We start from the raw sequence: 26,272 nt of genomic DNA on the forward strand, positions 1-26,272 counted from the left end.
CCTCGCGCCGGTCTTGCTCCCGGGAGGACGCGCTGCAGGCCCCATCCATGGGGCCTCAGCGCTTGACGGGCATCCATGCCCGTCACCTCCCTCCGCAAGCCCTCTGCTCGGCCTCCTGAAGTCGCGAAGATCAAGATCAAGATCAAGATCAAGATCAAGATCAAGATCAAGAGCAAGAGCAAGAGCAAGAGCAAGATCAAGATCAAGATCAAGATCAAGATCAAGAGCAAGATCAAGATCAAGATCAAGAGCAAGAGCAAGATCAAGATCAAGATCAAGATCAAGATCAAGATCAAGATCAAGATCAAGATCAAGAGCAAGAGCAAGAGCAAGAGCAAGAGCAAGAGCAAGAGCCGGGGACTTGTCTGGGTTTCAGGTTACTTCACTTTGCATGCACAGTAATCGCCACCAACCGCATAACCACCGGGCTGACCATCAATACACAAACGAACGCCACAGGCATCGCCAACTGGTAAGCCTTCAGTACGTTGCCAAGGTATTCAGGGTTAATCCCCCCATTCGCTGCCGTGATCACGAAACACATCAATAGCGCCATGATCGACGACATGTAGAAGGCAAAAACGTAGGGCGTGGCGCCCGGGTGCAATTTGCGTCGGCTGCGTGCCTGGGACAGGTTGCTCATGCGAACTCCTGAAAAGTAAGTAGAGGCGCAGGTTAGCAACGCATCCGGCAGCAGCTGTAGACCAGCCGTATTGAGTTCTTTATAAAGAGTTTCTTACGAATCCAGGGGCTCAGCATGGACCTGCTCAACGCCATTCGCAGCTTCATCAAGGTGGTCGAAGCCGGCAGCATCGCCGCCGGTGCCCGCAACCTGGGCCTGAGCCCGGCCGCGGTCAGCCAGAACCTGGCACGCCTGGAGGGCCACTTGCAGGTTCGCCTGCTCAGCCGCACCACTCGCAGTATGGCGCTGACACCCGCCGGCACCCAGTATTACGAACGCGTCAGGCACATCGAGCGCGATCTGGCCTTGGCCGAACAGGCCGTCACCACCCCCGACAGTGAGCCCCAAGGGCGGTTATGCATTGCCTCGACGTCCGCCTTCGGTCGCCACGTGCTGGCGCCATTGATACCCGCGTTCAGTGCCCGCTACCCACTGCTTTCGATAGAGTTGGTAACGACTGATCGCCGGGTCAACCACGCGCGGGAAGATGTGGACGTGAGCCTGCGCATTGCCCCGCAACTCGAAGACCAGTTGCTGGCCCGGCATATCGCCCGTATACCGTTCATTTGCTGTGCCTCGCCCGGTTACCTGCAAAGCGCCGGCGTGCCGGCCACGCCAGAGGCCTTGCGTGACCACCGCTGCCTGGTGTTCCGCTACCCGGTGGATGGGCGCTTCCTGCGTTGGGGGTTCATGCGCGACGGGCTGCGGTTCGAGGCAGAGTTCGGCAGTGTCCTGATCAGCGACGACATCGATGCCCTGACCCAGATGGCACTGCACGATGGCGGCATCACCCGCTTGGCCGAGTTCATCGTACGGCCGCATCTGGCCGCCGGGGCGCTGGTACCGTTGTTCGAATACAGTGATAACGGTCAGGCCTATGCCCAGACCGAACCGATGGATATCTACCTGTGCCTGGCCGACCGCTTCGCCATGACCGCAAAAGTGCGTGTGTTCATGGACTACTTGCGCGAATGCCTGGGTGACAGCTGGCAGGTGCAGGCCTGAAAAGATATTGGGGCTGCTTGCAGCTCATCGCGACACAAGGCCGCTCCTGCAGCGTCCGCATGAACCCGTAGAATCGGTTTTGTGCGGTCGTTGCAGGAGCGGCCTTGTGTCGCGATGGGCCGCAAAGCGGCCCCGACTTACTTGAAGCTATCAGAAGCGGTAGGTAAGGGACGCACCGATACCGTGAGCGCTGTTCTCGTACTTGGCCTGGTAGCTGCCTTTCAACAAGCCTTCTGTCTGCGAGCTCGGCAGATTGTTGACCTTGGTGTCCTCTTCCCACAGGTAGGAGTAGGCAACATCGATGGTCATGTCATCGTTCGGGCTCCAGCCGGCACCAAAGCTGACCGCTTTACGGTCGCCGGTAGGAATGCGCGGCGAGCGATCGTGGTTGTTGGTGGGCGACTGGTCGACGGAGAAGCCTGCACGCAGGGTCCACTCCTTGTTGACCTTGTAGGCAGCACCAATGGCGTGTGCCCAGGTGTCATGCCAGTTCTGCTCTTCGGTGATGGTCTGCAGTGGGTAGCCCGCCGGTGCTTCGTTCTTGACAACGATGCTCTCCAGGCGGCTCCAGCGAGTCCACGTGCTGCCCGCATACAGGGTCCAGTGGTCATCCAGTTCATGGGTGACCGAGAAGTCCACCGACTCTGGCGTCTTGATTTTCAGGCTGGCGTCGAACTTGCCGTTCAGGCCGAGGGCCGCAATCGGGTAGGAAACACGGGTATCGCCTTCAAGCTTGTAGTCGACCATCGAGTGATAGGTCAGGCCCAGACGGGTACGGTCTGTGGCTTGTACGAGAACGCCGATGTTGTAACCGATCGCGGTGTCGTCGCCCTTGATCTTGACTTCGCCATCCGGGCCGTTGAGGCCCAGCAGGGCCTTGCTGCCCAGGTTCGAGCCCAGCTCACCCTTGATACGGTTGATGGTCGGGCCAAAACCGATCGACACCTTGTCGTTGAAGGCATAGCTGATGGTTGGCTGGAAGGTGACAACCTCGACCTTGCTCTTCTTGCCCCAGTAGCGTGCCGCGTCATCGCTACCGTAGTCGGTGATCAGGCCGTATGGCACGTAAACACCGAAACCGACGCTCCAATGATCATCGATCGGCTTGACGTAGTAACCCATGGGCACGCCCACGACCGGGACCATGTCGCCATCGGTTTCCCCCCCGAAATTGCTACCACGACCCGAAATATCAGACTTGGCAATGACGGCTGCGCCACCCACGGTGACCTGTTCGCGCTTCAGGCGCGACATGCCTGCAGGGTTGCCATACACAGTGCTGGCATCTTCGGCAGAAGACGAACGTCCCGCAAAACCGGTTCCCATGCCGCTGATGCTTTGCTCGTTCAGCGCGAAACCTGCAGCAAGCAGTTGGCTGGAAGCAAGAGCAACGGCAATGCCGAGGGAGGTTTTGAGCATTACTTTTTTCATTATTAGAAAACTCCTTGGGATCTCCGGGGCGAAAAGCTACCAACAAATCACGCGCCGCGCTATAGCCTCAATCGCAGGAGATAGAGCGGTTTTGTAGGACAATCCGACCAAAATTCCCTTTTTTCCGGGTGCGTTGTAGGACGCGTCTTAAGATGCCTGCGGCAATCTCTGATCTATGCAGGTATGCCAGGCGTGGGTGAAGTCGCGCAGGCGACCTTGTGGGTTGAAAATCTGTCGCCAGATCCGCGCCAGCGCGAGAAGGTCATCGGCGGCAGGCAGTGGCGTGGCCTGCTCTTCGACGAGCATCCAGGCAATGGCGGTGGAATAGCGCAGGTTGACGGTGAGTTCCAGGTGCGGGCCACCGAGGAAGGCGTGCTGGCTGGCCAGGCCGCGGACCAGGCTGGCCAGGTCGGGGTCACGGGCAAGGTAGTCGTCCCAGATCGCCTGGTGACGGTGTTCGCCGATACGGTAAAGGCCATGCCCACGACGGTCGTGCAAGGCCGACCCCAGGGCCGACTGGCTGGCGGCGATGCCCAGCAACAAGGCTTCGGCGCTGGCGCAGTGACGGTTCAGGTAGACCAGGGTGGGTCGGATCACATACTGACACAATTCATTCGCCGCGATACCCATGATGCCCTCGAGCAGTTAAGGGCCGGACGGGCACTGGAGCTTGGCAGCTGGTGAGTGATCAGGCCCGCCGGAAGCGGCAAGCACCGCTCGAGTTGAAGTGTAGTGTGATAATCGTGGTGTAAAGGGCTGTTTTTAAATCGATTGCTGCCTGACGTACCGGGCTATATGCCTTAAGGCAATTACGCCGCGAACGTTCAGGCAGGCTTGCGATGGGGTGATTCAGCGCTTGAATACCGCAGTATTCGCCGCTCACGCGGTGAGCGACTGGCGGGTTCGGGCGATGACCGCCTGCAGCGGTTCACTGCGGCTGTACTGTTCGGGGTACAGGCGCTCGGTGTGGCAGGCGACGCCGTGTTCGTCTACCAGGGTAAAGCTGAAGCTGCCCTTGCGAGGGGCAACGATGAGGCACTTCAACGGCGAGAAGGCCTGGGAGAGGGTGCCAATGGCAGCCTGAATCTGATGATGAGTTTGCATATTGTTGGAGGTTCCTGCTTTAAACACGGGGTTATGATCCGTGCATGATAGAAACGTTCCAGTGACGCCTTTATTAAGGGACGAACGAACCTGACTGGAACAGGGCAGCCAGAGGGAGCGCAATCAAAGGTGGGCGCATGGGCTGACTGGTAGGTACTTCAGAAGGCAGGCAGCACGCCGGGGCCAAGGTTCTAGGCCGTCGGTGTGGAATCCTGATCAATCTGTCACGTGATTCGTGCTTGAACAGCGCGTGGCTGGCGAGTGAATCATCGAATGGGCCGGTCCTGGTTTCAGCAGCGCCACCCTTGGGAGGAGCGGGTCTGCAAGGACGCTAGAGGCCAGAATTGACTTTCAGCTTGGTACTAACGAGGCGCACCTTAGCGGAAATACAGGCGCTTGGCAAGCATTTCATGTTTGTTCAGGTGAGCCGCGCAGTATGGCGCGTATTTGCCCTGCTGGGAAGAGGGGGCAAAAGGCCCGCATCCGGGCTGATGTACCGATTTCGTGCACTCAAATGAAGGTTTATGGTGCACTTGTTCACATTCGGAGCAGCGCTTGCAACTGCCTGGCAACACGCCACGACAGCCTCGCCAATGCCTTGACTGGGCGGTTAAGTCAATGAAAAAAAACACTATTTTTAGCTGGTGAAAAAATCGTCAGTTTGAGCGAAAGCCCCAATTCATGGGGGTTTGCGGGGGATGGGAGGGGGTTGTCCACCGAGTTATCCACAGGAACTGTGGATTGTCCCTAGCGCTTGCTCTAGGACGGGCGTGCCAGCAATACATTGAACTGTCCGACAATCGACATGCTCCGGAAGACCTGTTGGTCATCCACTTGAAAACGTCAAGAAAAGATCATTGAAAATTTTTTTCAATCCTCCGGAAATCGAAAGGCCAAGGCGCAAGAAAAAGGGTAGAGTGGCGCGCCTTTCGAGTTGCCAAACCTGTTGCTCATGAAGTTTCGCGGTAAACCCCTCGCCAGCCCCGCTGCATCGACGCCTGCGCCTCCTCCCAAACGTTTCTCTCTCAAAGTGGCCTTGTGGCTGCTCGACAACCCGCGCCTGGGTGACAAGCCGCAGGTCAAGCACCTGGCCGGGCGCCTGTTGAAGCAGCCGGCGCGCCAAGGCGTGGTCGTGGCGCAAAGCCGCCTGGGGCAGATGTTGTGCCGCGATTGCGGCAATGCCCGTGACCGGCGTATTGGCCATGAACTGCTGCGCCAGGCAGCCCGCGCCGGTGATCGGCGGGCGCAGCTGGAATATGCGCGGCTGTGCCAGCACAGCGAGCCGGAGCAGGCGCGGTACTGGCTGGAGCTGGCGGCGGGGCAGGGGTCGCAGGAAGCGCTGCGGCTTTTGAGGCAGTGGTTCCATGCCTGAGGTGTGTTGCCAGCACTGGCCTCTTCGCGGGTAAACCCGCTCCCACAGGAATAGCTATACCTCGGATACTGTGCAATCCCTGTGGGAGCGGGTTTACCCGCGAAGAGGCCGGAACAGGCAACACACCGCTCAGGCTGATAAGCTGCGATGCATTCATCCAGGATCATTCGGGGTAAGCATGACAGTGGATCTGGCCAGCATTCTGCTGGGCTTGGTGGCAGGTGCATTACCTTGCCTGGGTTGGGTCATGCAGGTGCAGCGCCGCCAGGGTGCGCGGCAAGGCGAGCAGGCCTTGCTCGAAGAGCGCCTCAATGCTGCCCAGCTGGCCCTGGCCGGCCTGCAGGCGCAACTGGACGCCAGTCGCGACGAGGTCAGCGACCTCAGCGAAGCCAACACCGTCAAGCAGACCCAGCTGGCCGCCCAGGGCCGTGAGCTGGAACTGCTGCAGATCGACCGCGACAACGCCCGTGACGCCGCCCACGCCTGGAACCTCGAGCGTGCCAACCGAGAAGCCGAACTGCGCCGCCTGGAGGCACAGACCGCACGCCTGGACGCCGAACTGCGCGAGCAGCAGGAAAGCCACCAGCAGCGCCTGGAAGACCTGCAGGAAGCCCGCGACACCCTGCGCGCCCAGTTCGCCGACATGGCTACCAAGATCTTCGACGAGCGCGAGCAGCGCTTCGCCCAGACCAGCCAGCAGCATCTCGGCCAGTTGCTCGACCCGCTCAAGGAGCGCATCCAGGCTTTCGAAAAACGCGTGGAGGAGAGCTACCAGCAGGAAGCCCGCGAGCGCTTCTCGCTGGGCAAGGAGCTGGAGCGCCTGCAGCAACTGAACCTGCGCCTGTCCGACGAAGCCACCAACCTGACCCAGGCGCTGAAGGGCCAGAAAACCCAGGGCAACTGGGGTGAGCTGATCCTCGAACGGGTACTGGAGCATGCCGGCCTGGAAAAGGGCCGTGAATACCAGACCCAGGTTAGCCTCAAGAGCTCCGATGGCGAGCGCTTCCAGCCTGATGTGCTGATCATGCTGCCCGGCGACAAGCAGGTAGTGGTGGATGCCAAGGTCAGCCTCACCGCCTACCAGCAGTTCGTCGCCGGCAACGACGAGGCTGCGCTCAAGCAGCATGTGCAGTCGCTGCGCAGCCACATCAAAGGCCTGTCGAGCAAGGACTACAACCGCCTCGAAGGCCTGCACAGCCTGGATTTCGTGCTGCTGTTCGTGCCGATCGAGGCCGCCTTCTCGGCAGCCCTGCAGGCGGAGCCGAACCTGTTCCAGGAAGCCTTCGACCGGCAGATCGTGATCGTCAGCCCGACCACCTTGCTGGCCACCTTGCGGGTGATCGACAGCCTGTGGAAGCAGGAACGCCAGGGCCAGAACGCCCGCGAGATCGCCGAGCGCGCCGGCTGGCTGTACGACAAGTTCGTGCTGTTCATCCAGGACCTGGACGAGCTGGGCAGCCGCCTGCAGCAGGTGGACAAGGCCTATGCTGCCGCGCGCAACAAGCTGTGCGAAGGGCGCGGCAACCTGGTCAGCCGCAGCGAACAGCTGAAGCTGCTGGGCGCCCGCGCCAGCAAGAGCCTGCCGGCCGACCTGCTGGAGCGGGCGCTGTCCGACGAGGCGTTGCCGGACGAAGCGCTTACTGAACCAGGCTCAGATGGCGATTGAGCATGGCGCGCAGGGCCGCCGGCTTGACCGGCTTGGCCAGGTAGTCCAGGCCAGAGGCATGCACCATGGCGATGGTTTCCTTGCTGCCGTCGGCACTGATCACCACGCCCGGCACCGGCTCACCCAGGCGCGCACGTAGCCAGCCCATCAGCCCGGTACCAGTCTCGCCGTCGTCCAGGTGGTAGTCCACCAGTGCCAGGTGCGGGCGCATGCCCTTGGCCAGCAGGGCTTCGCATTCGGCGCGGTTGCGCGCGGTCCACACCTGGCAACCCCAGCGGCTGAGCAGGCTGTTCATGCCGATCAGGATGCTGTCTTCGTTGTCCACGCACAGTACCTGCAGCCCGGCCAGTGGCTGGCCGCCCTGTTCCACCGGGGCGGTGGGCGCCGGGGCGGCCTGGCGGGCAATCGGTACGCTGACGCGGAACACCGTGCCCTTGCCCGGCCACGAGCGCACCTCCAGCTTGTGCCCCAGCACCCGGCACAGGCCGTCGGCGATCGCCAGGCCCAGGCCCAGGCCCTTCTCGGCGCGGGTCTGGTGGCTGTCCAGGCGCTTGAACTCCTGGAAAATCACCTGCAGCTTGTCGTCGGCGATGCCCGGGCCGCGGTCCCACACCTCAAGCCACAACTGTTCACCCTGGCGCCGTGCGCCCAGCAGGATCGGGCTCTTGCCATAGCGCAGGGCATTGGTCAGGAAGTTCTGCAGCACCCGGCGCAGCAGCTTCATGTCGCTGTCCACCCGCAGGCGGCTGCCGCGCAGGCGGAACTCCAGGCCCTTCTCGGCGGCCAGCACCTTGAATTCGGCGCCCAGGGTGTCGAACAGCTCGTTGAGGGCAAAGGGCTTGGCATCCGGGGTGATCTTGCCGTTTTCCAGGCGCGAGATGTCCAGCAGGTCGCTGATCAGCTCTTCGGCCGAGCGCAGCGAGCTGTCCATATGCTGCACCAGTTGCCGGGCCTCTTCATTCATGCCCTCGGCCTGCTGCGACAAGGCGGCGGAGAACAGCCGGGCGGCGTTCAGCGGCTGCATCAGGTCATGGCTGACCGCAGCCAGGAAACGGGTCTTGGACTGGCTCACCGCTTCGGCACGGCTCTTGGCTTCGGACAACGCCTGGTTCAGTTGCGACAGCTCTTGGGTGCGTTCCGCCACCCGTTGCTCCAGGCCTTCGTTGGCATCGCGCAGGGCCTGCTCGGCCTCGCGGAACGGGGTGATGTCGGTGAAGCTCATGACGAAACCGCCACCCGGCATCGGGTTGCCGATCAGTTCGATCACCCGGCCATTGGGGAACAAGCGCTCGGAGGAGTGCGCACGGCCCTGGCGCATCCAGTGCAGGCGCCGCGCCACATGCACCTGCGCCTCGCCCGGGCCGCACAGGCCACGCTCGGCGTTGTAGCGGATGATGTCGGCAATCGGCCGGCCCACGCTGATCAACCCGTCGGGGTAGTTGAACAGTTCCAGGTAACGGCGGTTCCAGGCCACCAGGTGCAGGTTCTGGTCGACCACGCTGATGCCCTGGTTGATGTTCTCGATGGCCCCTTGCAGCAGGGCGCGGTTGAACTGCAGCACCTCGCTGGCTTCGTCGGCGATACGCACCACGTCTTCCAGCTGCATGTCGCGGCCTTCGATGGCGGCCTTGACCACGGCGCGGGTCGACGAGGTGCCGAGCACGCCGGCCAGCAGACGTTCGGTGTGTTCGATCCAGTCGCCGTCGGCGTTCTGGTTGGGGTTGAAGCCCTTGCCCTGGCGGTAGGCGAAGCGGATGAAGCTCTGCCGGGCGCGTTCTTCGCCGACAAAGCGCGAGGCCAGGGTCAGCAGGTCGTCGATCTGCACCGCCAGCAGCGGCTTGCTGCTGGGCCTGGCGCTGGTCTGCTGGCCGATGAAGCGGCCGGCCTGCCAATGCTCGGAAACCCGCGTGCGCGACAGCACCGAGACCCAGGCGAAGAGGGTGAAGTTGCCCGCCAGCGACAGCACCACGCCCTGGGTCAGCGGGCTGATCGGCAGGTTAAGCGGGTTGCCGTGCAGCCACGCCAACCCTGGGAACAGCTGCAGCGACCAGCCCACGCTGTGCGCGGCAATCGGCAGCACCAGGGTGTAGAACCACAGGAAAATACCTGCGGCCAGGCCAGCGAACACGCCGCGGCGGTTGGCCTGCTTCCAGTACAGCGCACCGAGCATGGCCGGGGTCAGCTGGGTCACGGCGGCGAAGGCGATCTGGCCGATGGTCGCCAGGCTGGCGGTGGAGCCCAGCAGGCGGTAGCTGACATACGCCAGCAGCAGGATCACCACGATGGTCACCCGGCGTACCGAGAGCATCCAGTGGCGGAACGCCTCGAACGGCCGCTCGGCGTTGGTACGGCGCAGCAGCCAGGGCAGCAGCATGTCGTTGGAGACCATGGTCGACAGCGCCACGGCCTCGACGATGACCATGCCGGTGGCCGCCGAGGCACCGCCGATGAATGCCAGCAGGGCCAGGCTCGGGTGTGCCTCGGCCAGCGGCAGGCTGATGACGAACGAATCGGAGATCACCGTGCCCGGCAGCAGCATCTGCCCGGCCAGGGCGATCGGCACCACGAACAGCGCGGCCAGCGCCAGGTACATCGGGAATACCCAGCGCGCCAGGCGCATGTCCTGGGGTTCGATGTTCTCCACCACGGTGACGTGGAACTGCCGTGGCAGGCAGATGATCGCCATCATCGCCACGGCGGTCTGCACCACCATCGACGGCCAGTTGATGGTTTCCTGCCAATAATCCTGCAGGTGGATCGACTGGCGGGCCTGGCTGAACAGGTCGTCGAAGCCGTCATACAGGTTGAAGACGATGAAGATGCCCACGGCGAGGAAGGCCAGCAGCTTGATCAGCGATTCGAAGGCAATCGCCAGGACCATGCCACGGTGGTGTTCGGTCACGTCCAGGCTGCGGGTACCGAAGACGATGGCGAACAATGCCAGTACCAGCGACACCACCAGTGCGGTGTCCTGCACGCGGGTGCCGGTGGCGTCGGCATTGGCGCCGATCAGCAGGTTCACGCCCAGCACGATACCTTTGAGCTGCAAGGCGATGTACGGCAGCACGCCGACCAGGCAGATCAGCGCCACGACCACCGCCAGGGACTGCGACTTGCCGTAGCGCGCGGCGATGAAGTCGGCGATCGAGGTGATGTTCTGTTGCTTGCTGATCAGCACCATCTTCTGCAGCACCCAGGGCGCGAAGATCAGCAGCAGCACCGGGCCCAGGTAGATCGGCAGGAATGCCCAGAGCTGTTCGGCGGCCTGGCCGACCGCGCCGAAAAAGGTCCAGCTGGTGCAGTACACGGCCAGCGACAGGCTGTACACCCAGGCACGCAGCTTCGGCGGCAACGGCGTGCTGCGGCGGTCGCCGTAGAAGGCGATGGCGAACATGATGGCCATATAGGCCAGGGCGACCACGGCGATCAGCCCGCTGGACAACGACATGAAGACTCCGAAGCAAAAAGATAACGCGGTCCCGATCAATCAGTCTGGCACGCAGGTGCCGCTTCGTCAGCGCAGACGATGGTCGCAGTGGCAGGTGGTCGCAGGGTTCTCTTTACCCTGTGCCGGCCCTTTCGCGGGTGAACCCGCTCCCACAGGTACTGCACAGGCTTCGAAAGCGGCGCTGTCCCTGTGGGAGCGGGTTCACCCGCGAAGAGGCCAGCAGAGCAGACATCATCCTTTGCGGGTACCCAGCCAATAAAACACCCCCGCCAGTATCACCGACAACACCAGCAGGTAGAAGATCGCCCCCGGCCACAGATGCACCAGGGCAAACCCCACCATCACCGGCCCCAGCGCCGCACCGAGGTTGGACAGGTTCTGCGCACCGTAATACACCCCACGCAAGTGCTCCGGCGCGATCAGGTCGATGAACATGTACTCGGCCGGGATCACGATGATCTCGCCCAGGGTGAACACCAGCATCGCCAGGCACCACGCCAGCGCCGAACCGGCCAGGGCAAAGCCCAGCAGCCCGGCGATGAACAGGCCCATGCCGGCCAGCAGCCAGGGCATCAAGCGCTGGCGGCTGATGCGGCGGCCGATCAGGTACTGCAGGGCAATCACCGTCACCGCGTTGGTGGTCACCAGGTAACCGATCAGGCGCGCCGCCTCGGCCGGGCTGCTGGTCACCACCAGGTACTGTGACAGGTAGGCGGTGAACTGGCCGAACACCACCGCGCTCAGCACCCCGCCCAAGGTGAAGCATACCAGCCGCCGGTCACGGGCCAGCCCCAGCGCCACCTGGCCAAAGCCGGCCCCGGGCTTGTCCGGCGCACTGGCCTGCAGGCTGCGGTCACCCAGGCGCCAGTAGGCCAGGCACATGGCCAGGCCGAGCAGGGCAGAGGCGATGAACGGCATATGGTCGTTCAGCTCCAGCATGGCCACGCCCAGCAGCGGGCCGGCGGCGTAGCCGACGTTGCTGAGGGTGTACTTGATGGCGAACACTTCGGCCCGTTCCTCCACCGGCAGCAAGGCGCAGAAGCCCGCCTTGGCGGCGATGTCGACCACTGCCAGGGCCAGGTTGATCATTACCAGGCAGAGAAAGAACAGCAGCGCCGAGTTGCTGGCGACCGCGCCGACGAAGGCCAGGGCAAACAGCAGGGTGCTGGCGCTGACCAGTGTGTGGTTGCGCAAGGTATCCACCAGGTGGCCGCCATACAGGCTCAGCAGCGAGGCGATGATCAGCGCGCCACCGATCAGCAGGCCGATCTGGCTGATCGGCAGCTGGAAGTTGTCGGCCAGGTACACCACCAGGTAGGGCAGGGTAAGGGCACGGGCGACGGTGAGGGTGAAGGTGGTGGTGAGCAGCAGGCGCACAGTGTGCGGGTAGCGTTTGATGGCGGCGAGCATTGCCACGTCCTTGTTGTGGAATAGCCGAATCGGAGCATATGACAAATGGGGGCTGCTCTGCAGCCCATCGCCGGCAAGCCGGCGATGAGGCCGGGACAGGCTTGCTACAGAATCACCGCGCTTGCCAGTCAGTGCATTTCCCATGCAGATTTGTGGCTTGTCGCGCCCGGCGCGCCTCCAATTGAAAAGCCCTCAGGACCAAGGACGATGAGTCACTCCTCGCAATTCACCTTGCTCGGCAAGCGGCGTTTCCTGCCGTTTTTCATCACCCAGTCGCTGGGTGCCTTCAACGACAACCTGTTCAAGCAGTCGCTGATCCTGGCGATCCTGTTCAAGCTCAGCCTGGGCGACGGTGACCGTTCGATCTGGGTCAACCTGTGCGCCCTGCTGTTCATCCTGCCGTTCTTCCTGTTCTCTGCGCTGGGCGGGCAGTTTGGCGAGAAGTTCGCCAAGGATGCGCTGATCCGGGCCATCAAGCTGGCCGAGATCGCGATCATGGCGGTAGGCGCGCTCGGCTTCATCACCAACCACCTGGCGCTGATGCTGGTGGCGCTGTTCGGCATGGGGACCCACTCGGCGCTGTTCGGCCCGGTGAAGTACTCGATCCTGCCGCAGGCCCTGCGCGAGGAAGAACTGGTCGGCGGCAACGGGCTGGTGGAAACCGGTACCTTCCTGGCCATCCTCGCCGGCACCATCGGCGCCGGGGTGATGATGTCGGCTGACAGCTATGCCACCGTGGTGGCTGGTGGCGTGGTCGGCACCGCCGTGCTTGGTTACCTGGCCAGCCGCTGGATCCCGCGGGCCGCTGCCGCTTCGCCGCAAATGCCGCTGGACTGGAACATCTTCAGGCAGTCGTGGGCGATCCTGCGCATGGGCCTGGGGCAGCCGCCGGCGGTGTCGCGCTCGATCGTCGGCAACTCGTGGTTCTGGTTCGTCGGTGCCATATACCTCACGCAGATCCCGGCCTACGCCAAGGACTGGCTGCACGGTGATGGCACGGTGGTGACACTGGTGCTGACCCTGTTCTCGGTGGGGATCGCCCTGGGTTCGCTGCTGTGCGAGCGGCTGAGCGGGCGCAAGGTGGAAATCGGCCTGGTGCCGTTCGGCTCGTTCGGGCTGAGCCTGTTCGGCCTGCTTTGGTGGTGGCACTCCGGCGATGTACCGGCTGCGGCGGCACCGCACGACTGGCTGGCGCTGTTGGGCATGGGCCAGGCCTGGTGGATCCTGCTGTCGATCGTCGGCCTTGGGGTGTTCGGCGGCTTCTACATCGTACCGCTGTATGCACTGATCCAGGCCCGCACCGCCGAAGACCAGCGCGCCCGGGTGATCGCTGCCAACAACATCCTCAATGCCCTGTTCATGGTGGTGTCGGCAGTGCTCACCATCATCCTGCTGGGCCTGGCCGAGCTGACCATCCCGCAGCTGTTCCTGGTGGTGTCGCTGCTCAACATCGCGGTCAACGCCTATATCTTCAGGATCGTGCCCGAGTTCACCATGCGCTTCCTGATCTGGCTGCTCAGCCATTCGATGTACCGCGTGCAGCACCGCGACCTCGAGCGCATCCCCGACGAAGGCGCAGCGCTGCTGGTGTGCAACCACGTGTCGTTCGTCGATGCGCTGCTGCTGGGCGGAGCAATCCGCCGGCCGATCCGCTTCGTCATGTACTACAAGATCTACAACCTGCCGGTACTCAACTTCGTGTTCCGCACCGCAGGCGCCATCCCGATTGCCGGGCGCAACGAAGACCTGGCCATCTACGAACGTGCTTTCGCGCGCATTGCCGAGTACCTGGCCGATGGCGAGCTGGTATGCATCTTCCCTGAAGGCAAGCTGACCGGGGATGGCGAAATCGATGTGTTCAAGGGTGGCGTCAACCGCATCCTCGAAGAAACCCCGGTGCCGGTCATTCCGTTGGCCTTGCAGGGGCTGTGGGGCAGCTTCTTCAGCCGTGACCCGGCCAAGGGCTTTTTCAAGCGCCTGTGGTCGCGGGTGACCATCGTGGCAGGCGCCGCCATCCCGGTGGAGGCGGCGCAGCCAGAAGCCTTGCGTGAGCAGGTCAGCCGCCTGCGCGGCAACCTGCGCTAGGGGAGGGCGTCAGCTGGCGCTGACTTTCAGGCCGACCAGGCCGGTAATGATCAGCGCCACGCTGACCAGGCGTACCAGGGCCATGGACTCGCCGAACAGGATGATGCCGGCGATCACCGTGCCGACGGCGCCGACGCCAGTCCAGATGGCATAGGCGGTACCCAGCGGCAGCTCTTTCATGGCCAGGCCCAGCAGGCCCAGGCTGATGGCCATGGCGGCGACGGTGAGGACGGTGGGCAGAGGCTTGCTGAAGCCGTCGGTGTATTTCAGGCCGACGGCCCAGCCGACCTCGAACAGGCCGGCGAAGAACAGGATGATCCAGGACATGGTGCGTCTCCATCGTTGTGAATGATGGGGCCGTCCCCGGAATGGTCACGCGGTGCGTCGTGAGGTCGTCCTCACAGTGGGTGCCATGGTGCACATATGCAGCCCTCTGGGCAAGCCTGTGCGGGCCTCTTCGCGGGTAAACCCGCTCCCACAGGGATCTCCACAACTTTCAGACTTGTGCAGTACCTGTGGGAGCGGGTTTACCCGCGAAAGGGCCAGTGCAGGCAGCATCAATGCCTGGCCGGCTCCCCACCTTCTGCTTCTGCCACAGGCTCCCCCATGCGCCGGAACCAGGTCGACAGCAGCGCCCCGGAAATATTGTGCCAAACGCTGAACAACGCACTCGGCACCGCAGCCAGCGGCGAAAAATGCGCCGCCGCCAGTGCCGCGCCCAGCCCGGAGTTCTGCATGCCCACCTCCAGCGCCAGCGACTTGCGCTGTGCCAGTGGCAGCTTGCACAGCCTGCCGGTCAGGTACCCCAGCAAGTAGCCGAAGCTGTTGTGCAATATCACCACCGCCATGATCAGCAGCCCCGACTCGGCGATCTTCGCCTGGCTGGCCGCCACCACCGCGCACACGATCATCACGATACTCACCACCGACACCAGCGGCAGCACCTGCACCGCCGCCTGCACCCGCGCGCCAAGCAGCCGCTGGGCCAGCACGCCGAGCACGATCGGCAGCATCACCAGCTGCAGGATCGACCAGAACATGTCCATGAAGGACACCGGCAGCCAGGCCGAGGCCAGGAACCAGATCAGCGCCGGGGTCAGCAGCGGGGCGAGCAGGGTGGTCACCGCAGCGATCGCCACCGCCAGCGCCAGGTCGCCGCGGGACAGCCAGACCATCACGTTCGACGCCGTGCCGCTCGGGCAGCAGCCAACCAGGATCACGCCCACGGCGATTTCCGGCGGCAGGTGGAACAGCTGGCACAGCAGCCAGGCCATGCCCGGCATGATCACGAAGTGCGCGACCACACCCAGCATCACCCGCCAGGGCTGGCGGGCGAGGGCGGCGAAGTCATCGAGCTTGAGAGTGAGGCCCATGCCGAACATCACCAAGCCCAGCAGCGGCACGATGGCCACCTTCAGGGCGATGAACCATTGCGGTTGCAGGAAGGCCAGCACGGCGAACACCAGCACCCACAGGGCGAAGGTATTGCCGACGAAGCGGCTGAGGGTGGCGAGGGCACGCATGGGGGCAATTCCTTTTCTGTTTTATGGCTTCAAGAATTTCACTGGCCCTTTCGCGGGCTTGCCCGCTCCCACAGGTACACCACAGAACTCAGAAACTGTGGTGTACCTGTGGGAGCGGGCAAGCCCGCGAAGAGGCCAGTACTGTCTGAGGATATCTCCCAGGCCAGCACCGGCATTTCAAAACCAGTCAGACCCCTTGCGGAATCTCTTCCCCACCCAGTGCCTCGAACAGCACCGGCAGGAATTCGGCAAAGGTCATCATCATCAGCTGGAAGCTGGCATCGAACTGCTGCGCAGCCTCATCGCCACCATCCTGTTCGGCCTGCTCCTGCAGCAGCTCTTCGAACTTCAGGCGCTTGATCACCATCTTGTCATCCAGAATGAACGACAGCTTGTCCTGCCAGGCCAGGGCCAGTTGGGTGACCACCTTGCCAGTGCTCAGGTGCAGCTGGATTTCCTCGCCGGTCAGGTCCTGGCGCTTGCAGCGCACGATACCGCCATCTTCGGCGGTGTCGCGCAGTTCGCACTCGTCCAGCACATAGAAGCCTTCGGCAGCTTCCTGCGACTTGACCCACTCGGTCATGGTGGCAACCGGTGCGATTTTCACGGTGGCCGGGCGTACCGGCAGCGAGCCCATCACTTCACGCAGGGTCGACAGCAGGTCTTCGGCACGCTTGGCGCTGGCCGAGTTGACCAGGATCACGCCCAGGCGTGGGGCAATGGCAGCGAAGATCATCGAGCGGCGGATGAACGCGCGCGGCAGGAAGGCCTGGATGATCTCGTCCTTGATCTGGTCGCGTTCCTTTTTATAGACCTTGCGCATCTGCTCGGTCTCGATCTCTTCGACCTTCTCCTTCACCGCGTCGTTGACCACGCTGCTGGGCAGGATGCGTTCTTCCTTGCGCGCGGCAATCAGCAGGTACTCGCCGCTGACATGCACCAGGGGAGCGTCTTCGCCCTTGCCGAATGGCGCGACGAAACCATAGGTGGTCAGCTCCTGGCTGGCGCAGGGGCGGGCCGGCTTGCTGGCCAGGGCCGCTTCCAGCGCTTCAGGCTCGAACGGGACTTCCTGGGTCAGGCGGTAGGTCAGCAGGTTCTTGAACCACATGAGGGGCAATCTCTCCTTAATGCATAAGGCGGGCATTATTCTCCGAGCGGTGCTCTCAGGCCAACCCTGTCGGAGTGCCAGTAGCTGTAGCTGAATGTAAAGATGCACGTGGCAACGCTAGGTCTTTGAAAGGCCTGAGGTTTTTTTTGAAAAAAGTTAAAAAAGTGCTTGCCAGGGTACGGGGCCGTCCGTAGAATGCGCGCCACACCGAGACGAAGGGTGATTAGCTCAGCCGGGAGAGCATCTGCCTTACAAGCAGAGGGTCGGCGGTTCGATCCCGTCATCACCCACCACTCGATGTTTAGCGCAGCGGTAGTTCAGTCGGTTAGAATACCGGCCTGTCACGCCGGGGGTCGCGGGTTCGAGTCCCGTCCGCTGCGCCATATTTCACTTCCAGGGCCTACTGAACACCCGGAAGTAACAGAGAAAGCGACCTCAGGGTCGCTTTTTTTGTGCCTGCGATTTGGTGTTTTCGCGAATTTTGCAAAAAGTTTGATAAGTGCTTGCCAGAGCGCCAAGTCGCCCGTAGAATGCGCGCCACACCGAGAGACATGGGTGATTAGCTCAGCCGGGAGAGCATCTGCCTTACAAGCAGAGGGTCGGCGGTTCGATCCCGTCATCACCCACCACTCGATGTTTAGCGCAGCGGTAGTTCAGTCGGTTAGAATACCGGCCTGTCACGCCGGGGGTCGCGGGTTCGAGTCCCGTCCGCTGCGCCATATTCCACTTCCAGGGCCTACTGAACACCCGGAAGTAACAGAGAAAGCGACCTTAGGGTCGCTTTTTTTGTTTCTGCATTGAGCAAAAAACCAACAGGCGCTGCCTGGCCCCTGTGGGAGCGGGTTTACCCGCGAAGAATGCGACACGGTGTATGGCACCGGCTTTGCCGGTGTTCGCGGGTGAACCCGCTCCCACAGAGGATCTGTAGCAATTTCAGCAGCGAAGCTCTTCTTCCCGCAACGTCAGCACTTCAAACCCATCCTCGGTCACCGCCACGGTATGCTCCCACTGCGCCGACAAGCTGTGGTCGCGGGTAATCACCGTCCAGCCATCCTTCAGCGTGCGCGTCCCGCGTCCGCCCTGGTTGATCATCGGTTCGATGGTAAACACCATCCCCGGCTTCAACTTCAGGCCCATCCCGCGCTGGCCGATGTGCAGCACCTCGGGCCCTTCATGCATCTGTTGGCCAATGCCATGCCCGCAATACTCACGTACGACGCTGTAGCCCGCCGCTTCGGCATGGGTCTGGATGGCATGGCCGATATCACCCAGCGTAGCCCCGGGGCGTACCTGTTCGATGCCTTTCCATAGCGCGTCATAGGTGGTGTCGACCAGGCGCTGCGCCTCATCGCTGATCGGCCCGATGCTGTACATCTTTGACGAGTCGGCGATATAGCCGCCTTGTTCCAGGGTGATGTCGACGTTGATGATCGAGCCTTCCTTCAGCACTTCATCGACCTTGGGCATGCCATGGCACACCACATGGTCCACCGAGGTGTTGAGCGAATAGGGGAATCCATACTGGCCCTTGCTCGCCGGGCGGGCCTTGAGCGTGCCGACGATGAACGCCTCGGCGCGGTCGTTGATCTGCATGGTGGTCACGCCGGGGCGGATGAAGCTGTCGAGGTCGGCGAACACCTGGGCAAGCAGTTGGCCGGCGCGGCGCATCAGGTCGAGTTGGGCGGGGGTCTTGATAATCACCTGGGACATGGGGGGAGGGCAGTGGCTCATGCTGGAATGTGCCCCAGCATAGCGCCATGGGGTGTGGGGTTGCCATCGCATGGTGCACTCCTGTGCCGGCCCCTTCGCGGGTGAACCCGCTCCCACAGGGATATCGCAAGGCCTGAGGGCAGTGATGTACCTGTGGGAGCGGGTTCACCCGCGAAGAGGCCGGCACAGCTGGCCCATTAATTGCTGATCTACCGCTACCCAGGGCTATCAACGTCGACAGCCCACAAAATTTCACGACAAAGGCGCCGTGTTGCCCCGCTTGCCCAGCAAGCAGGGGCAGCCGGCGCCTTTTTGCGTTCCCTACAGGAGCCCGCCCATGGCCAACAGCGAAGTGCGCAGCGTCTGCCCCTACTGCGGCGTCGGTTGCGGCATCGTCATGAGCGTCGCCGATGGCAAGGTCGGCAAGATCAGCGGCGACAAGCAGCACCCCAGCAACTTCGGCCGCCTGTGCACCAAAGGCCTCACCGCACACCTGCCGCTGACCGCCGCCGGGCGCATGGAGGATGCCTATGTGCGCCAGCAGCGCAGCCAGCAGCCAGCGCGTACCGGCATCGACCAGGCCATCGCCGCCGCCGCCGGGCGTTTGCGCGGCATCATCGACCAGCACGGCCCCGACGCCGTGGCGCTGTACGTGTCCGGGCAGATGTCGCTGGAGGCCCAGTACCTGGCCAACAAGCTGGCCAAGGGCTTTATCCGCACCCGCCACATCGAGTCCAACTCGCGCCTGTGCATGGCCAGTGCCGGCAGCGGCTACAAGCTGTCGCTCGGTGCCGATGGCCCGCCCGGCAGCTACCAGGACTTCGAGCACGCCGACGTATTCCTGGTGATCGGCGCCAACATGGCCGACTGTCACCCGATCCTGTTCCTGCGCCTGCTCGACCGGGTCAAGGCGGGGGCCAAGCTGATCGTCGTCGACCCGCGGCGCAGCGCCACCGCCGACAAGGCCGACCTGTTCCTGCAGGTGCGCCCCGGCAGCGACATGGCCTTGCTCAATGGCCTGCTGCACCTGCTGCTGCGTAACGGCCACACCGACCCCGGCTTCATCGCCCGCCACACCGAAGGCTGGGACGAACTGCCGGCCTTTCTCGATGACTACACCCCTGACCGGGTGGCCGCCATCACCGGGCTGGCCGAGGCCGACATCATCAAGGCCGCCGAATGGATCGGCAGCGCCAGCAACTGGATGAGCTGCTGGACCATGGGCCTGAACCAGAGCATCCACGGCACTTGGCACACCAATGCGATCTGCAACCTGCACCTGGCCACGGGCGCTATCTGCCGCCCCGGCAGTGGGCCGTTCTCGCTGACCGGCCAACCCAATGCCATGGGCGGCCGCGAGATGGGCTACATGGGCCCCGGCCTGCCAGGCCAGCGCTCGGCGCTGGTAGCGCAAGACCGCGCCTTCGTCGAGCAGCAGTGGCAACTGGCCCCGGGCAGCCTGCGCAGCGAAGGCGGCGAGGGCACGGTGGCGCTGTTCGAGCAGATGAAAAGCGGCGTGGTAAAGGCCTGCTGGGTCATCTGCAGCAACCCGGTGGCCAGTGTCGCCAACCGCCAGCAGGTGATCGACGGCCTGCGCCAGGCCGAACTGGTGATTACCCAGGATGCCTTCCTCGACACCGAGACCAACCGCTACGCCGACATCCTGCTACCGGCTGCGCTGTGGGCCGAAGGCGAGGGCGTGATGATCAACAGCGAGCGCAACCTCACCCTCATGCCACGTGCCGTCGAACCGCCCGGGCAGAGCCTGTCAGACTGGCAGATCATCGCCCGGGTCGCCTGCGCCATGGGCTATGCCGACGCCTTCGACTACCCCGATGCCGAGGCGGTGTACGAGGAGATCCGCCGCTTTCACAACCCAAGCACCGGCTACGACCTGCGGGGTATCGGCTATGCCGAACTACGCGAGCAGCCGCACCAGTGGCCCTGCGCCCCGGGCCGTGCCAACCCGCGCAGCCCGCTGCGCTATCGCAACGACGGCAGCAGCCAGACGCTGTTGCGCAATGCCCAGGGCGAGTGCCCGGGGTTGGCCTTCCCGACCGCCAGCGGCAAGGCCCGCTTCTTCGCCCGGCCCTGGTTGCCGGCGGCGGAGCTGCCGGATGCCGATTACCCCATGGTGCTGAATACCGGCCGCGTGCAGCACCAGTGGCACACCCTGACCAAGACCGGCAAGGTACCGGCGCTGAACAAGCTGGAGCCCGGACCCTTCGTGGAAATCCACCGCGACGATGCTGCCCGGCTGGGCATTGCCGAAAAGGACCAGGTGGCCATTCGCTCGCGCCGCGGGCAGGCCGTGCTGCCCGCGCGAATCAGCGACCGGGTCATGCCTGGCAACTGCTTTGCCCCGTTCCACTGGAATGACCTGATCGGCGAGCAACTGGCGATCAACGCCGTGACCTGCGATGCGGTCGACCCGCTGTCGCTGCAGCCGGCGTTCAAGCATTGTGCCGTGACCCTGGAGCGGGTTGCCGGTGAGCGCATCGAAGCCCTTGATCTGAACACTGCCAATCCGGAGCCTGCCCGCATGCCGACTGCCACCCTGTCCCGTCTGCTTGGCCTGGACACCCTGCCAGCTCCGGTGCTGGCCGAGGAAGAGCGCCATTACCTGCAAGGCTTCCTGCTGGGCCTGGACCAGGCCCGCGCCGAGGGCGTGCCCTGCCTGCCGGCCAGTGCGCCGCTGGCCGCCAACCGCCGGCTGTTCGTCGATGGCTTGCTGGCCGGGCTGTTCGCCCAGCCGGTGGTGCTGCCCGATGCGGCGTTGATAGCACCCCGGCATCAGGTGCTGTGGGCTTCGCAAACCGGCAACGGCGAGCTGTTGGCCGAACGCTGTGCCGAGCGCCTGCGCGGTGCTGGCCTCGACGTGCAGCTCAGTTGCATGGAAGCGGTCAGCCCGCGCCAGCTGCAGGGCGCCGCCAGCGTGGTGCTGATCGCCAGCACCTTTGGCGATGGCGACGCGCCCGACAGCGCAGCGGCATTCTGGCAAGCCTTGCAAGGCGAGGAGGGTGCCCACTGCGCCGAACTGCCTTTTGCCGTGCTGGCCCTGGGCGACTCCAGTTACGACCAGTTCTGCGGCTTTGGCCGCAAGCTCGACCAACGCCTGGCCGAGCTGGGTGGGCGGCGCCTGCTGCAGCGGGTGGACTGCGAGCCGGACTTCGACGACGCCTTCGCCGCCTGGCTGGATGCGCTGCTGCCCACGCTAGGCAACGCTGCTGCACCGCAACCGGTCACCGAGCCTGCGCCCGTGGCGGCCTATGGCAAGCAGCAACCCTGGGCTGCCACCTTGCTGGAAAACCGCCTGCTCAACGGCCCGGGTGGCAGCAAGGAAACCCGTCAACTGGTGTTCGACCTGAGTGGCAGCGGCTTCACCTATGCCGCCGGTGATGCCTTGGGCGTGTGGCCGCGCAACTGTCCGGCCCTGGTCGACGAGCTGCTGGTGCTGATGCAGCTCGATGGCCAGACCATGGTTCAGCTGAAAGGCCATCCCGCCATGCCGCTGACCGAAGCCCTGCAAGTGCACCTGGAGATCGCCAAGGTCACCACGCAGCAGCTGCAGGCCTTCGCCGGCAATGCCCCGGACCTGCAGCGCCTGCTGCAGCCCGAGTGCAAGGCCGAGCTGCAGGACTGGTTGTGGGGGCGGCAACTGGTCGATGTGTTGCGCGCCTTCCCCCAGCAGCTGCCGCTGGCCAGCTGGCTGGAGCTGCTCAAGCCGTTGCAGCCGCGCCTGTATTCGATCAGCTCCAGCCCGCTGGCGCACCCGCAGCAGGTGCACCTGACCGTTTCCACGGTGCGCTATGGCGCGCGCAAAGGGGTGTGTTCAAGCTTCCTTGCCGACCGTGCGCAGGCGCTGAAGGTAGCCATCTTCCCGCAAGTGTCGAAGCACTTTCGCCTGCCCGAGGACGACAGCGTGCCGGTGATCATGGTCGGCCCCGGCACCGGCATTGCGCCGTTCAGGGCCTTCCTCGAAGAGCGAGAGGCACGTGGGGCGAAAGGGGCCAACTGGCTGTTCTTCGGCGAGCAGTACGCGGCCACCGATTTCTATTACCAGGAGCAGCTGCAGGCCTGGCAGGCTGCAGGGCACTTGCGTCTGGACACGGCGTTTTCACGCGACCAGGCCGAGAAGGTCTACGTGCAGCAGCGCATGCTCGAACAAGGCGCGCAGTTATGGCAGTGGCTGGAGTCGGGGGCGTACTTCTATGTGTGTGGCGATGCGCAGCGCATGGCCAAGGATGTGGATGCGGCGTTGCGGGCGATCGTCGCCGAGCATGGCGGCATGGATGCAGCGGCGGCTGCGGTTTATGTCGAAGCGCTGGGCAGGGCCAAGCGGTATCGGCGGGATGTTTATTGATGTGCACCGGGATGGGGTGTTGTGCACTGTGAATGTGCATGACCTGTGCCGGCCTCTTCGCGGGTAAACCCGCTCCCACAGGTACTGCACAGGTCTGAAAAATGTGGAGATCCCTGTGGGAGCGGGTTCACCCGCGAAGAGGCCGGCACAGGCAACCCAGTTGGCACACTCCCTGCTTTACCCTGGATACAACAAAGCCCACTGATCAACGGCGATCAACCCGGGCCCCCTACCGTGATGAATACAGGCAAAGGCGCCTGGAGCTTCGGCTCCAGGCGTTTTTTTTTGATCGAGGATCGGCTTATGAAGGCAACAGCGAGCAGCGGGCAACGAGAGCGACTGGTCATCGTCGGCAACGGCATGGTCGGCCACCATTGCGTCGAACAACTGGTCAGCCGCGGCGCCCTGCAGCGCTTCGAGGTGCATGTGTTCGGCGAAGAGCGCCAACGCGCCTACGACCGCGTGCACCTGTCCGAGTACTTCGGCGGCAGCTGTGCTGAAACCCTGGCCCTGTGCGAGCAGGACTTCTACGGTACCAACGGTGTGCACCTGCACCTCGGCGAAGCGGTGCTGGAAATCGACCGTGAGCGCGGCGAAGTGGTCACCGCCGAGGGCCGCTATGGCTACGACCAGCTGGTGCTGGCCACAGGTTCCTACCCCTTCGTGCCGCCGATCGAAGGTTCCAGCGGCAATGCCCGCCTGGTCTACCGCACCCTGGACGACCTCGACGGCATCCGCGCTGCCGCAGCCAGTGCCCGCCGTGGCGTGGTAGTGGGCGGTGGCCTGCTTGGCCTGGAAGCAGCCAACGCCCTCAAGTCGCTGGGCCTGGAAGCCCACGTGGTGGAGTTCGCCCCACGGCTGATGCCGGTGCAGCTGGACGGCGAGGGCGGTGCCGCGCTCAAGGCACAGATCGAAGCGCTGGGCGTTGGCGTGCATCTGTCGCGCGCCACCCAGTCGATCAGTGCGGGTGAAGACTACCGCTACCGCATGAACTTCGATGGCGGCGAGCACCTGGAAACCGACCTGATCGTGTTCTCTGCGGGTATCCGCCCGCAGGATGCCCTGGGCCGTGCCTGTGGCCTGGACATCGCCGCGCGTGGCGGCGTGGTCATCGACAACCACTGCCGCAGCAGCGACCCACACATCTTTGCCATCGGCGAGTGCGCCTCGTGGAACGGCAGCGTGTTCGGCCTGGTCGCCCCGGGCTACAACATGGCGCGCAACCTGGCGGCATTGCTGATGGGTGAAGCCGCTGGCGAATTCACCGGTGCCGACATGTCGACCAAGCTCAAGTTGCTGGGCGTGGATGTCGGTTCCATCGGCGATGCCCATGGCGCCACCCCGGGCGCACGCAGCTACCGCTTCATCGACGAAGCCAACAGCGCCTATCGCCGGCTGGTGGTGGATGCCAGCGGCAAGCATGTGCTCGGTGCGGTGCTGGTGGGCGACAACAGCTACTACGACACCCTGCTGCAGTACGCCCAGAACGGCATCGCCCTGCCAGCCGACCCCGCGGCACTGATCCTGCCGCAAGGCGGCGGCGCGCCGGCCCTGGGTGCTGATGCGCTGCCCGACAGTGCGACCATCTGCTCGTGCCACAACGTCAGCAAGGGCGCGGTCTGCGCCGCCATCGACAGCGGCTGCGGCGACCTTGCCGCAGTCAAGGGCTGCACCAAGGCCGCCACCGGTTGTGGTGGTTGCGCGGCACTGCTCAAGCAGGTGTTCGAGCACGAGCTGACCGCCCGTGGCGTGGCGGTGGACAAGAGCCTGTGCGAGCACTTCGCCTACACCCGTCAGGAGCTGTACGGGCTGGTGCGGGTAGAGGGTATCCGCACCTTCAACGAACTGCTCGAACGCCACGGCAAGGGCCACGTTGGCTGCGACATCTGCAAGCCGGCGGTGGGCAGTATCCTCGCCTCGTGCTGGAACCAGCCGATCATGGACCCGGCGCTGGTGCCGCTGCAGGACACCAACGACACCTTCATGGCCAACATGCAGAAGAACGGCACCTACTCGGTGGTGCCGCGCATCCCCGGTGGTGAAATTACCCCCGACAAGCTCATCGTGATCGGCCAGGTGGCGAAAAAGTACGACCTGTACACCAAGATCACCGGCGGCCAGCGCATCGACCTGTTCGGCGCCCAGTTGCACGAGCTGCCGCTGATCTGGGGCGAGCTGATCGAGGCCGGCTTCGAAACCGGCCATGCCTACGGCAAGTCGACCCGCACGGTGAAATCGTGCGTTGGCAGCACCTGGTGCCGTTACGGCGTGCAGGACAGTGTCGGCATGGCCCTGCGCCTGGAAGACCGCTACAAAGGCCTGCGCAGCCCGCACAAGCTCAAGTTCGCGGTGTCCGGTTGCACTCGCGAATGCGCCGAGGCACAGAGCAAGGACATCGGCGTGATCGCCACCGACAAGGGCTGGAACCTGTACGTGTGCGGCAATGGCGGCATGCGCCCGCGGCATGCCGAACTGTTTGCCACCGACCTCGACGACGAAACCCTGGTGCGCCTGATCGACCGCGTGCTGATGTTCTACATCCGCACCGCCGACAAACTGCAGCGCACCTCGGTGTGGCGCGAGAACCTGGAAGGTGGGCTGGACTACCTGAAGCAGGTGATCATCGACGACAGCCTGGGCCTGGCCAGCGAGCTGGAGGCGCAGATGCAGCATGTGGTCGACCAGTATGAATGCGAATGGGCCAACGCCCTCAACGACCCCGAGAAGCTCAAGCGCTTCCGCACTTTCGTCAACGACCGCCGCGCCGACCCGGACGTGCACTTCGTGCGCGAACGCGAACAGCGCCGGCCTGCTGCGCCACTGCACCTGATCCCAACCGTCGAGGAGGCTGTCTGATGAACCTGTCCAATGCTGCTGTGAAGACCCACGAGAACTGGCAGGCGGTGTGCCAGGCGGATGACCTGGTGGCCGATTCCGGGGTGGTGGTCTGGCTCGACGGGGCCCAGGTGGCGCTGTTCTACCTGCCGGGGCAGGCGCAGCCGCTGTACGCGGTGGACAACCGCGACCCGCGGTCCGGCGCCAACATCATCGGCCGCGGGCTGGTTGGCAGTGTGCAGGGCGAGCTGGTGGTGGCGGCGCCGTTGTACAAGCAGCACTTCAGCCTGGAAAGTGGGGAATGCCTGGAAGATGGCGGGCAGCGCCTCCGGGTGTGGCCGGTGCGGTTGAATGGGGATGCGGTGGAGTTGGCTGTGGCCTGATGCTCATCAGTTGCCTGTACCGGCCCTTTCGCGGGTGAACCCGCTCCCACAGGTACTGCGCAGGTCTGGAGAGCTGTGGAGATCCCTGTGGGAGCGGGTTCACCCGCGAAAGGGCCGGTACAGGTTATTTGCATGCGGTAAGCTTGA

At 63.8% G+C, this 26,272-nt stretch carries 18 protein-coding genes and 4 tRNA genes; 12 read left to right on the forward strand and 10 right to left on the reverse strand.

The annotated features are described in order from the left end of the window. Positions 1-75 precede the first annotated feature (75 nt). Positions 76-402 carry a hypothetical protein gene (locus CAG46_RS28750; protein WP_158090801.1) on the forward strand — a complete coding sequence of 109 codons (327 nt, stop codon included), beginning with the start codon at positions 76-78 and terminating at the stop codon, positions 400-402. Here CAG46_RS28750 and CAG46_RS11745 read toward each other — a convergent pair. Further along, positions 383-643, reverse strand: a complete 261-nt coding sequence (locus CAG46_RS11745) for a DUF2798 domain-containing protein (RefSeq protein WP_085617627.1) — start codon at positions 641-643, stop codon at positions 383-385. The genes CAG46_RS28750 and CAG46_RS11745 overlap by 20 nt on opposite strands. Positions 644-757: 114 nt before the next feature. On the opposite strand from CAG46_RS11745, the gene CAG46_RS11750 reads away from it, so the two are divergent. Continuing rightward, complete coding sequence (locus tag CAG46_RS11750) at positions 758-1,687, forward strand: LysR family transcriptional regulator (RefSeq protein WP_085617629.1); 930 nt, start codon at positions 758-760, stop codon at positions 1,685-1,687. Positions 1,688-1,837: 150 nt separating this feature from the next. Here the strand turns inward: CAG46_RS11750 and CAG46_RS11755 are convergent, their stop codons facing one another. From CAG46_RS11755 to CAG46_RS11765, 3 genes are all read right to left on the reverse strand, one after another. After that, entirely contained in the window at positions 1,838-3,118 is a 1,281-nt protein-coding gene (locus CAG46_RS11755) for an OmpP1/FadL family transporter (protein ID WP_085617632.1), read from the reverse strand. 147 nt (positions 3,119-3,265) lie between these two features. Continuing rightward, positions 3,266-3,748 carry a hypothetical protein gene (locus tag CAG46_RS11760; RefSeq protein WP_025338041.1) on the reverse strand — a complete coding sequence of 161 codons (483 nt, stop codon included), beginning with the start codon at positions 3,746-3,748 and terminating at the stop codon, positions 3,266-3,268. Positions 3,749-3,997: 249 nt separating this feature from the next. Continuing rightward, a complete protein-coding gene (locus CAG46_RS11765) occupies positions 3,998-4,222 on the reverse strand; it encodes a hypothetical protein (protein WP_003257337.1) in 225 nt (74 codons plus the stop codon). 952 nt (positions 4,223-5,174) lie between these two features. Here CAG46_RS11765 and CAG46_RS11770 point away from each other — a divergent pair. After that, entirely contained in the window at positions 5,175-5,594 is a 420-nt protein-coding gene (locus tag CAG46_RS11770) for a tetratricopeptide repeat protein (protein ID WP_085617750.1), read from the forward strand. Between the two features lie 292 nt (positions 5,595-5,886). After that, positions 5,887-7,260 (forward strand): DNA recombination protein RmuC, encoded by a 1,374-nt coding sequence (gene rmuC, locus CAG46_RS11775; RefSeq protein WP_178080703.1) that lies wholly within the window; start codon positions 5,887-5,889, stop codon positions 7,258-7,260. On the opposite strand, the gene CAG46_RS11780 is transcribed toward rmuC, so the two are convergent. Next, positions 7,232-10,708, reverse strand: a complete 3,477-nt coding sequence (locus tag CAG46_RS11780) for a hybrid sensor histidine kinase/response regulator (protein WP_025338044.1) — start codon at positions 10,706-10,708, stop codon at positions 7,232-7,234. The two genes, rmuC and CAG46_RS11780, sit on opposite strands and share 29 nt — an antisense overlap. Positions 10,709-10,939: 231 nt before the next feature. Beyond that, positions 10,940-12,118: an MFS transporter gene (locus CAG46_RS11785; protein ID WP_085617636.1), complete on the reverse strand. Its 1,179-nt coding sequence runs from the start codon at positions 12,116-12,118 to the stop codon at positions 10,940-10,942. Between the two features lie 207 nt (positions 12,119-12,325). On the opposite strand from CAG46_RS11785, the gene CAG46_RS11790 reads away from it, so the two are divergent. Continuing rightward, a complete protein-coding gene (locus CAG46_RS11790) occupies positions 12,326-14,203 on the forward strand; it encodes an MFS transporter (protein ID WP_015269262.1) in 1,878 nt (625 codons plus the stop codon). Positions 14,204-14,212: 9 nt separating this feature from the next. Here the strand turns inward: CAG46_RS11790 and sugE are convergent, their stop codons facing one another. The 3 genes from sugE to rdgC form a co-directional block, all read right to left on the reverse strand. Next, positions 14,213-14,530 carry a quaternary ammonium compound efflux SMR transporter SugE gene (sugE, locus tag CAG46_RS11795; RefSeq protein ID WP_009686221.1) on the reverse strand — a complete coding sequence of 106 codons (318 nt, stop codon included), beginning with the start codon at positions 14,528-14,530 and terminating at the stop codon, positions 14,213-14,215. A gap of 230 nt (positions 14,531-14,760) precedes the next feature. Next, on the reverse strand, positions 14,761-15,726 hold the full coding sequence (locus CAG46_RS11800) for a bile acid:sodium symporter family protein (RefSeq protein ID WP_013971400.1): 966 nt from the start codon (positions 15,724-15,726) through the stop codon (positions 14,761-14,763). Positions 15,727-15,913: 187 nt separating this feature from the next. Beyond that, positions 15,914-16,834 (reverse strand): recombination-associated protein RdgC, encoded by a 921-nt coding sequence (rdgC, locus tag CAG46_RS11805; RefSeq protein WP_013971401.1) that lies wholly within the window; start codon positions 16,832-16,834, stop codon positions 15,914-15,916. Between the two features lie 217 nt (positions 16,835-17,051). On the opposite strand from rdgC, the gene CAG46_RS11810 reads away from it, so the two are divergent. From CAG46_RS11810 to CAG46_RS11825, 4 genes are all read left to right on the forward strand, one after another. Then, positions 17,052-17,127 (forward strand) — tRNA-Val (locus tag CAG46_RS11810). 13 nt (positions 17,128-17,140) lie between these two features. Continuing rightward, positions 17,141-17,217 (forward strand) — tRNA-Asp (locus CAG46_RS11815). Positions 17,218-17,387: 170 nt separating this feature from the next. Continuing rightward, a tRNA-Val gene (locus tag CAG46_RS11820) sits at positions 17,388-17,463 on the forward strand. A gap of 13 nt (positions 17,464-17,476) precedes the next feature. Continuing rightward, a tRNA-Asp gene (locus CAG46_RS11825) sits at positions 17,477-17,553 on the forward strand. 214 nt (positions 17,554-17,767) lie between these two features. On the opposite strand, the gene map is transcribed toward CAG46_RS11825, so the two are convergent. Then, positions 17,768-18,616 (reverse strand): type I methionyl aminopeptidase, encoded by an 849-nt coding sequence (gene map / locus CAG46_RS11830; RefSeq protein WP_085617638.1) that lies wholly within the window; start codon positions 18,614-18,616, stop codon positions 17,768-17,770. A gap of 265 nt (positions 18,617-18,881) precedes the next feature. On the opposite strand from map, the gene CAG46_RS11835 reads away from it, so the two are divergent. The 3 genes from CAG46_RS11835 to nirD all read left to right on the forward strand — a co-directional run bounded on the left by CAG46_RS11835 (position 18,882) and on the right by nirD (position 26,125). Further along, positions 18,882-22,907 carry a bifunctional nitrate reductase/sulfite reductase flavoprotein subunit alpha gene (locus CAG46_RS11835; RefSeq protein ID WP_085617640.1) on the forward strand — a complete coding sequence of 1,342 codons (4,026 nt, stop codon included), beginning with the start codon at positions 18,882-18,884 and terminating at the stop codon, positions 22,905-22,907. 303 nt (positions 22,908-23,210) lie between these two features. Continuing rightward, complete coding sequence (nirB, locus tag CAG46_RS11840) at positions 23,211-25,763, forward strand: nitrite reductase large subunit NirB (protein WP_085617642.1); 2,553 nt, start codon at positions 23,211-23,213, stop codon at positions 25,761-25,763. Next, positions 25,763-26,125 carry a nitrite reductase small subunit NirD gene (nirD, locus tag CAG46_RS11845; protein WP_085617644.1) on the forward strand — a complete coding sequence of 121 codons (363 nt, stop codon included), beginning with the start codon at positions 25,763-25,765 and terminating at the stop codon, positions 26,123-26,125. Before nirB ends, nirD begins: the two co-directional genes overlap by 1 nt. Positions 26,126-26,272 lie beyond the last annotated feature (147 nt).

Source organism: Pseudomonas sp. B23(2017) (assembly GCF_002113725.1).
GTDB lineage: Bacteria > Pseudomonadota > Gammaproteobacteria > Pseudomonadales > Pseudomonadaceae > Aquipseudomonas > Aquipseudomonas putida_Z.

Excerpts from the sequence above, each read along its gene's own strand:
- CAG46_RS28750 (WP_158090801.1), top strand. The coding sequence starts at position 76 with ATGCCCGTCACCTCCCTCCGCAAGCCCTCTGCTCGGCCTCCTGAAGTC.
- CAG46_RS11745 (WP_085617627.1), bottom strand. The coding sequence starts at position 643 with ATGAGCAACCTGTCCCAGGCACGCAGCCGACGCAAATTGCACCCGGGC.
- CAG46_RS11750 (WP_085617629.1), top strand. The coding sequence starts at position 758 with ATGGACCTGCTCAACGCCATTCGCAGCTTCATCAAGGTGGTCGAAGCC.
- CAG46_RS11755 (WP_085617632.1), bottom strand. The coding sequence starts at position 3,118 with ATGAAAAAAGTAATGCTCAAAACCTCCCTCGGCATTGCCGTTGCTCTT.
- CAG46_RS11760 (WP_025338041.1), bottom strand. The coding sequence starts at position 3,748 with ATGGGTATCGCGGCGAATGAATTGTGTCAGTATGTGATCCGACCCACC.
- CAG46_RS11765 (WP_003257337.1), bottom strand. The coding sequence starts at position 4,222 with ATGCAAACTCATCATCAGATTCAGGCTGCCATTGGCACCCTCTCCCAG.
- CAG46_RS11770 (WP_085617750.1), top strand. The coding sequence starts at position 5,175 with ATGAAGTTTCGCGGTAAACCCCTCGCCAGCCCCGCTGCATCGACGCCT.
- CAG46_RS11780 (WP_025338044.1), bottom strand. The coding sequence starts at position 10,708 with ATGTCGTTGTCCAGCGGGCTGATCGCCGTGGTCGCCCTGGCCTATATG.
- CAG46_RS11785 (WP_085617636.1), bottom strand. The coding sequence starts at position 12,118 with ATGCTCGCCGCCATCAAACGCTACCCGCACACTGTGCGCCTGCTGCTC.
- CAG46_RS11790 (WP_015269262.1), top strand. The coding sequence starts at position 12,326 with ATGAGTCACTCCTCGCAATTCACCTTGCTCGGCAAGCGGCGTTTCCTG.
- sugE (WP_009686221.1), bottom strand. The coding sequence starts at position 14,530 with ATGTCCTGGATCATCCTGTTCTTCGCCGGCCTGTTCGAGGTCGGCTGG.
- CAG46_RS11800 (WP_013971400.1), bottom strand. The coding sequence starts at position 15,726 with ATGCGTGCCCTCGCCACCCTCAGCCGCTTCGTCGGCAATACCTTCGCC.
- rdgC (WP_013971401.1), bottom strand. The coding sequence starts at position 16,834 with ATGTGGTTCAAGAACCTGCTGACCTACCGCCTGACCCAGGAAGTCCCG.
- map (WP_085617638.1), bottom strand. The coding sequence starts at position 18,616 with ATGCGATGGCAACCCCACACCCCATGGCGCTATGCTGGGGCACATTCC.
- CAG46_RS11835 (WP_085617640.1), top strand. The coding sequence starts at position 18,882 with ATGGCCAACAGCGAAGTGCGCAGCGTCTGCCCCTACTGCGGCGTCGGT.
- nirB (WP_085617642.1), top strand. The coding sequence starts at position 23,211 with ATGAAGGCAACAGCGAGCAGCGGGCAACGAGAGCGACTGGTCATCGTC.
- nirD (WP_085617644.1), top strand. The coding sequence starts at position 25,763 with ATGAACCTGTCCAATGCTGCTGTGAAGACCCACGAGAACTGGCAGGCG.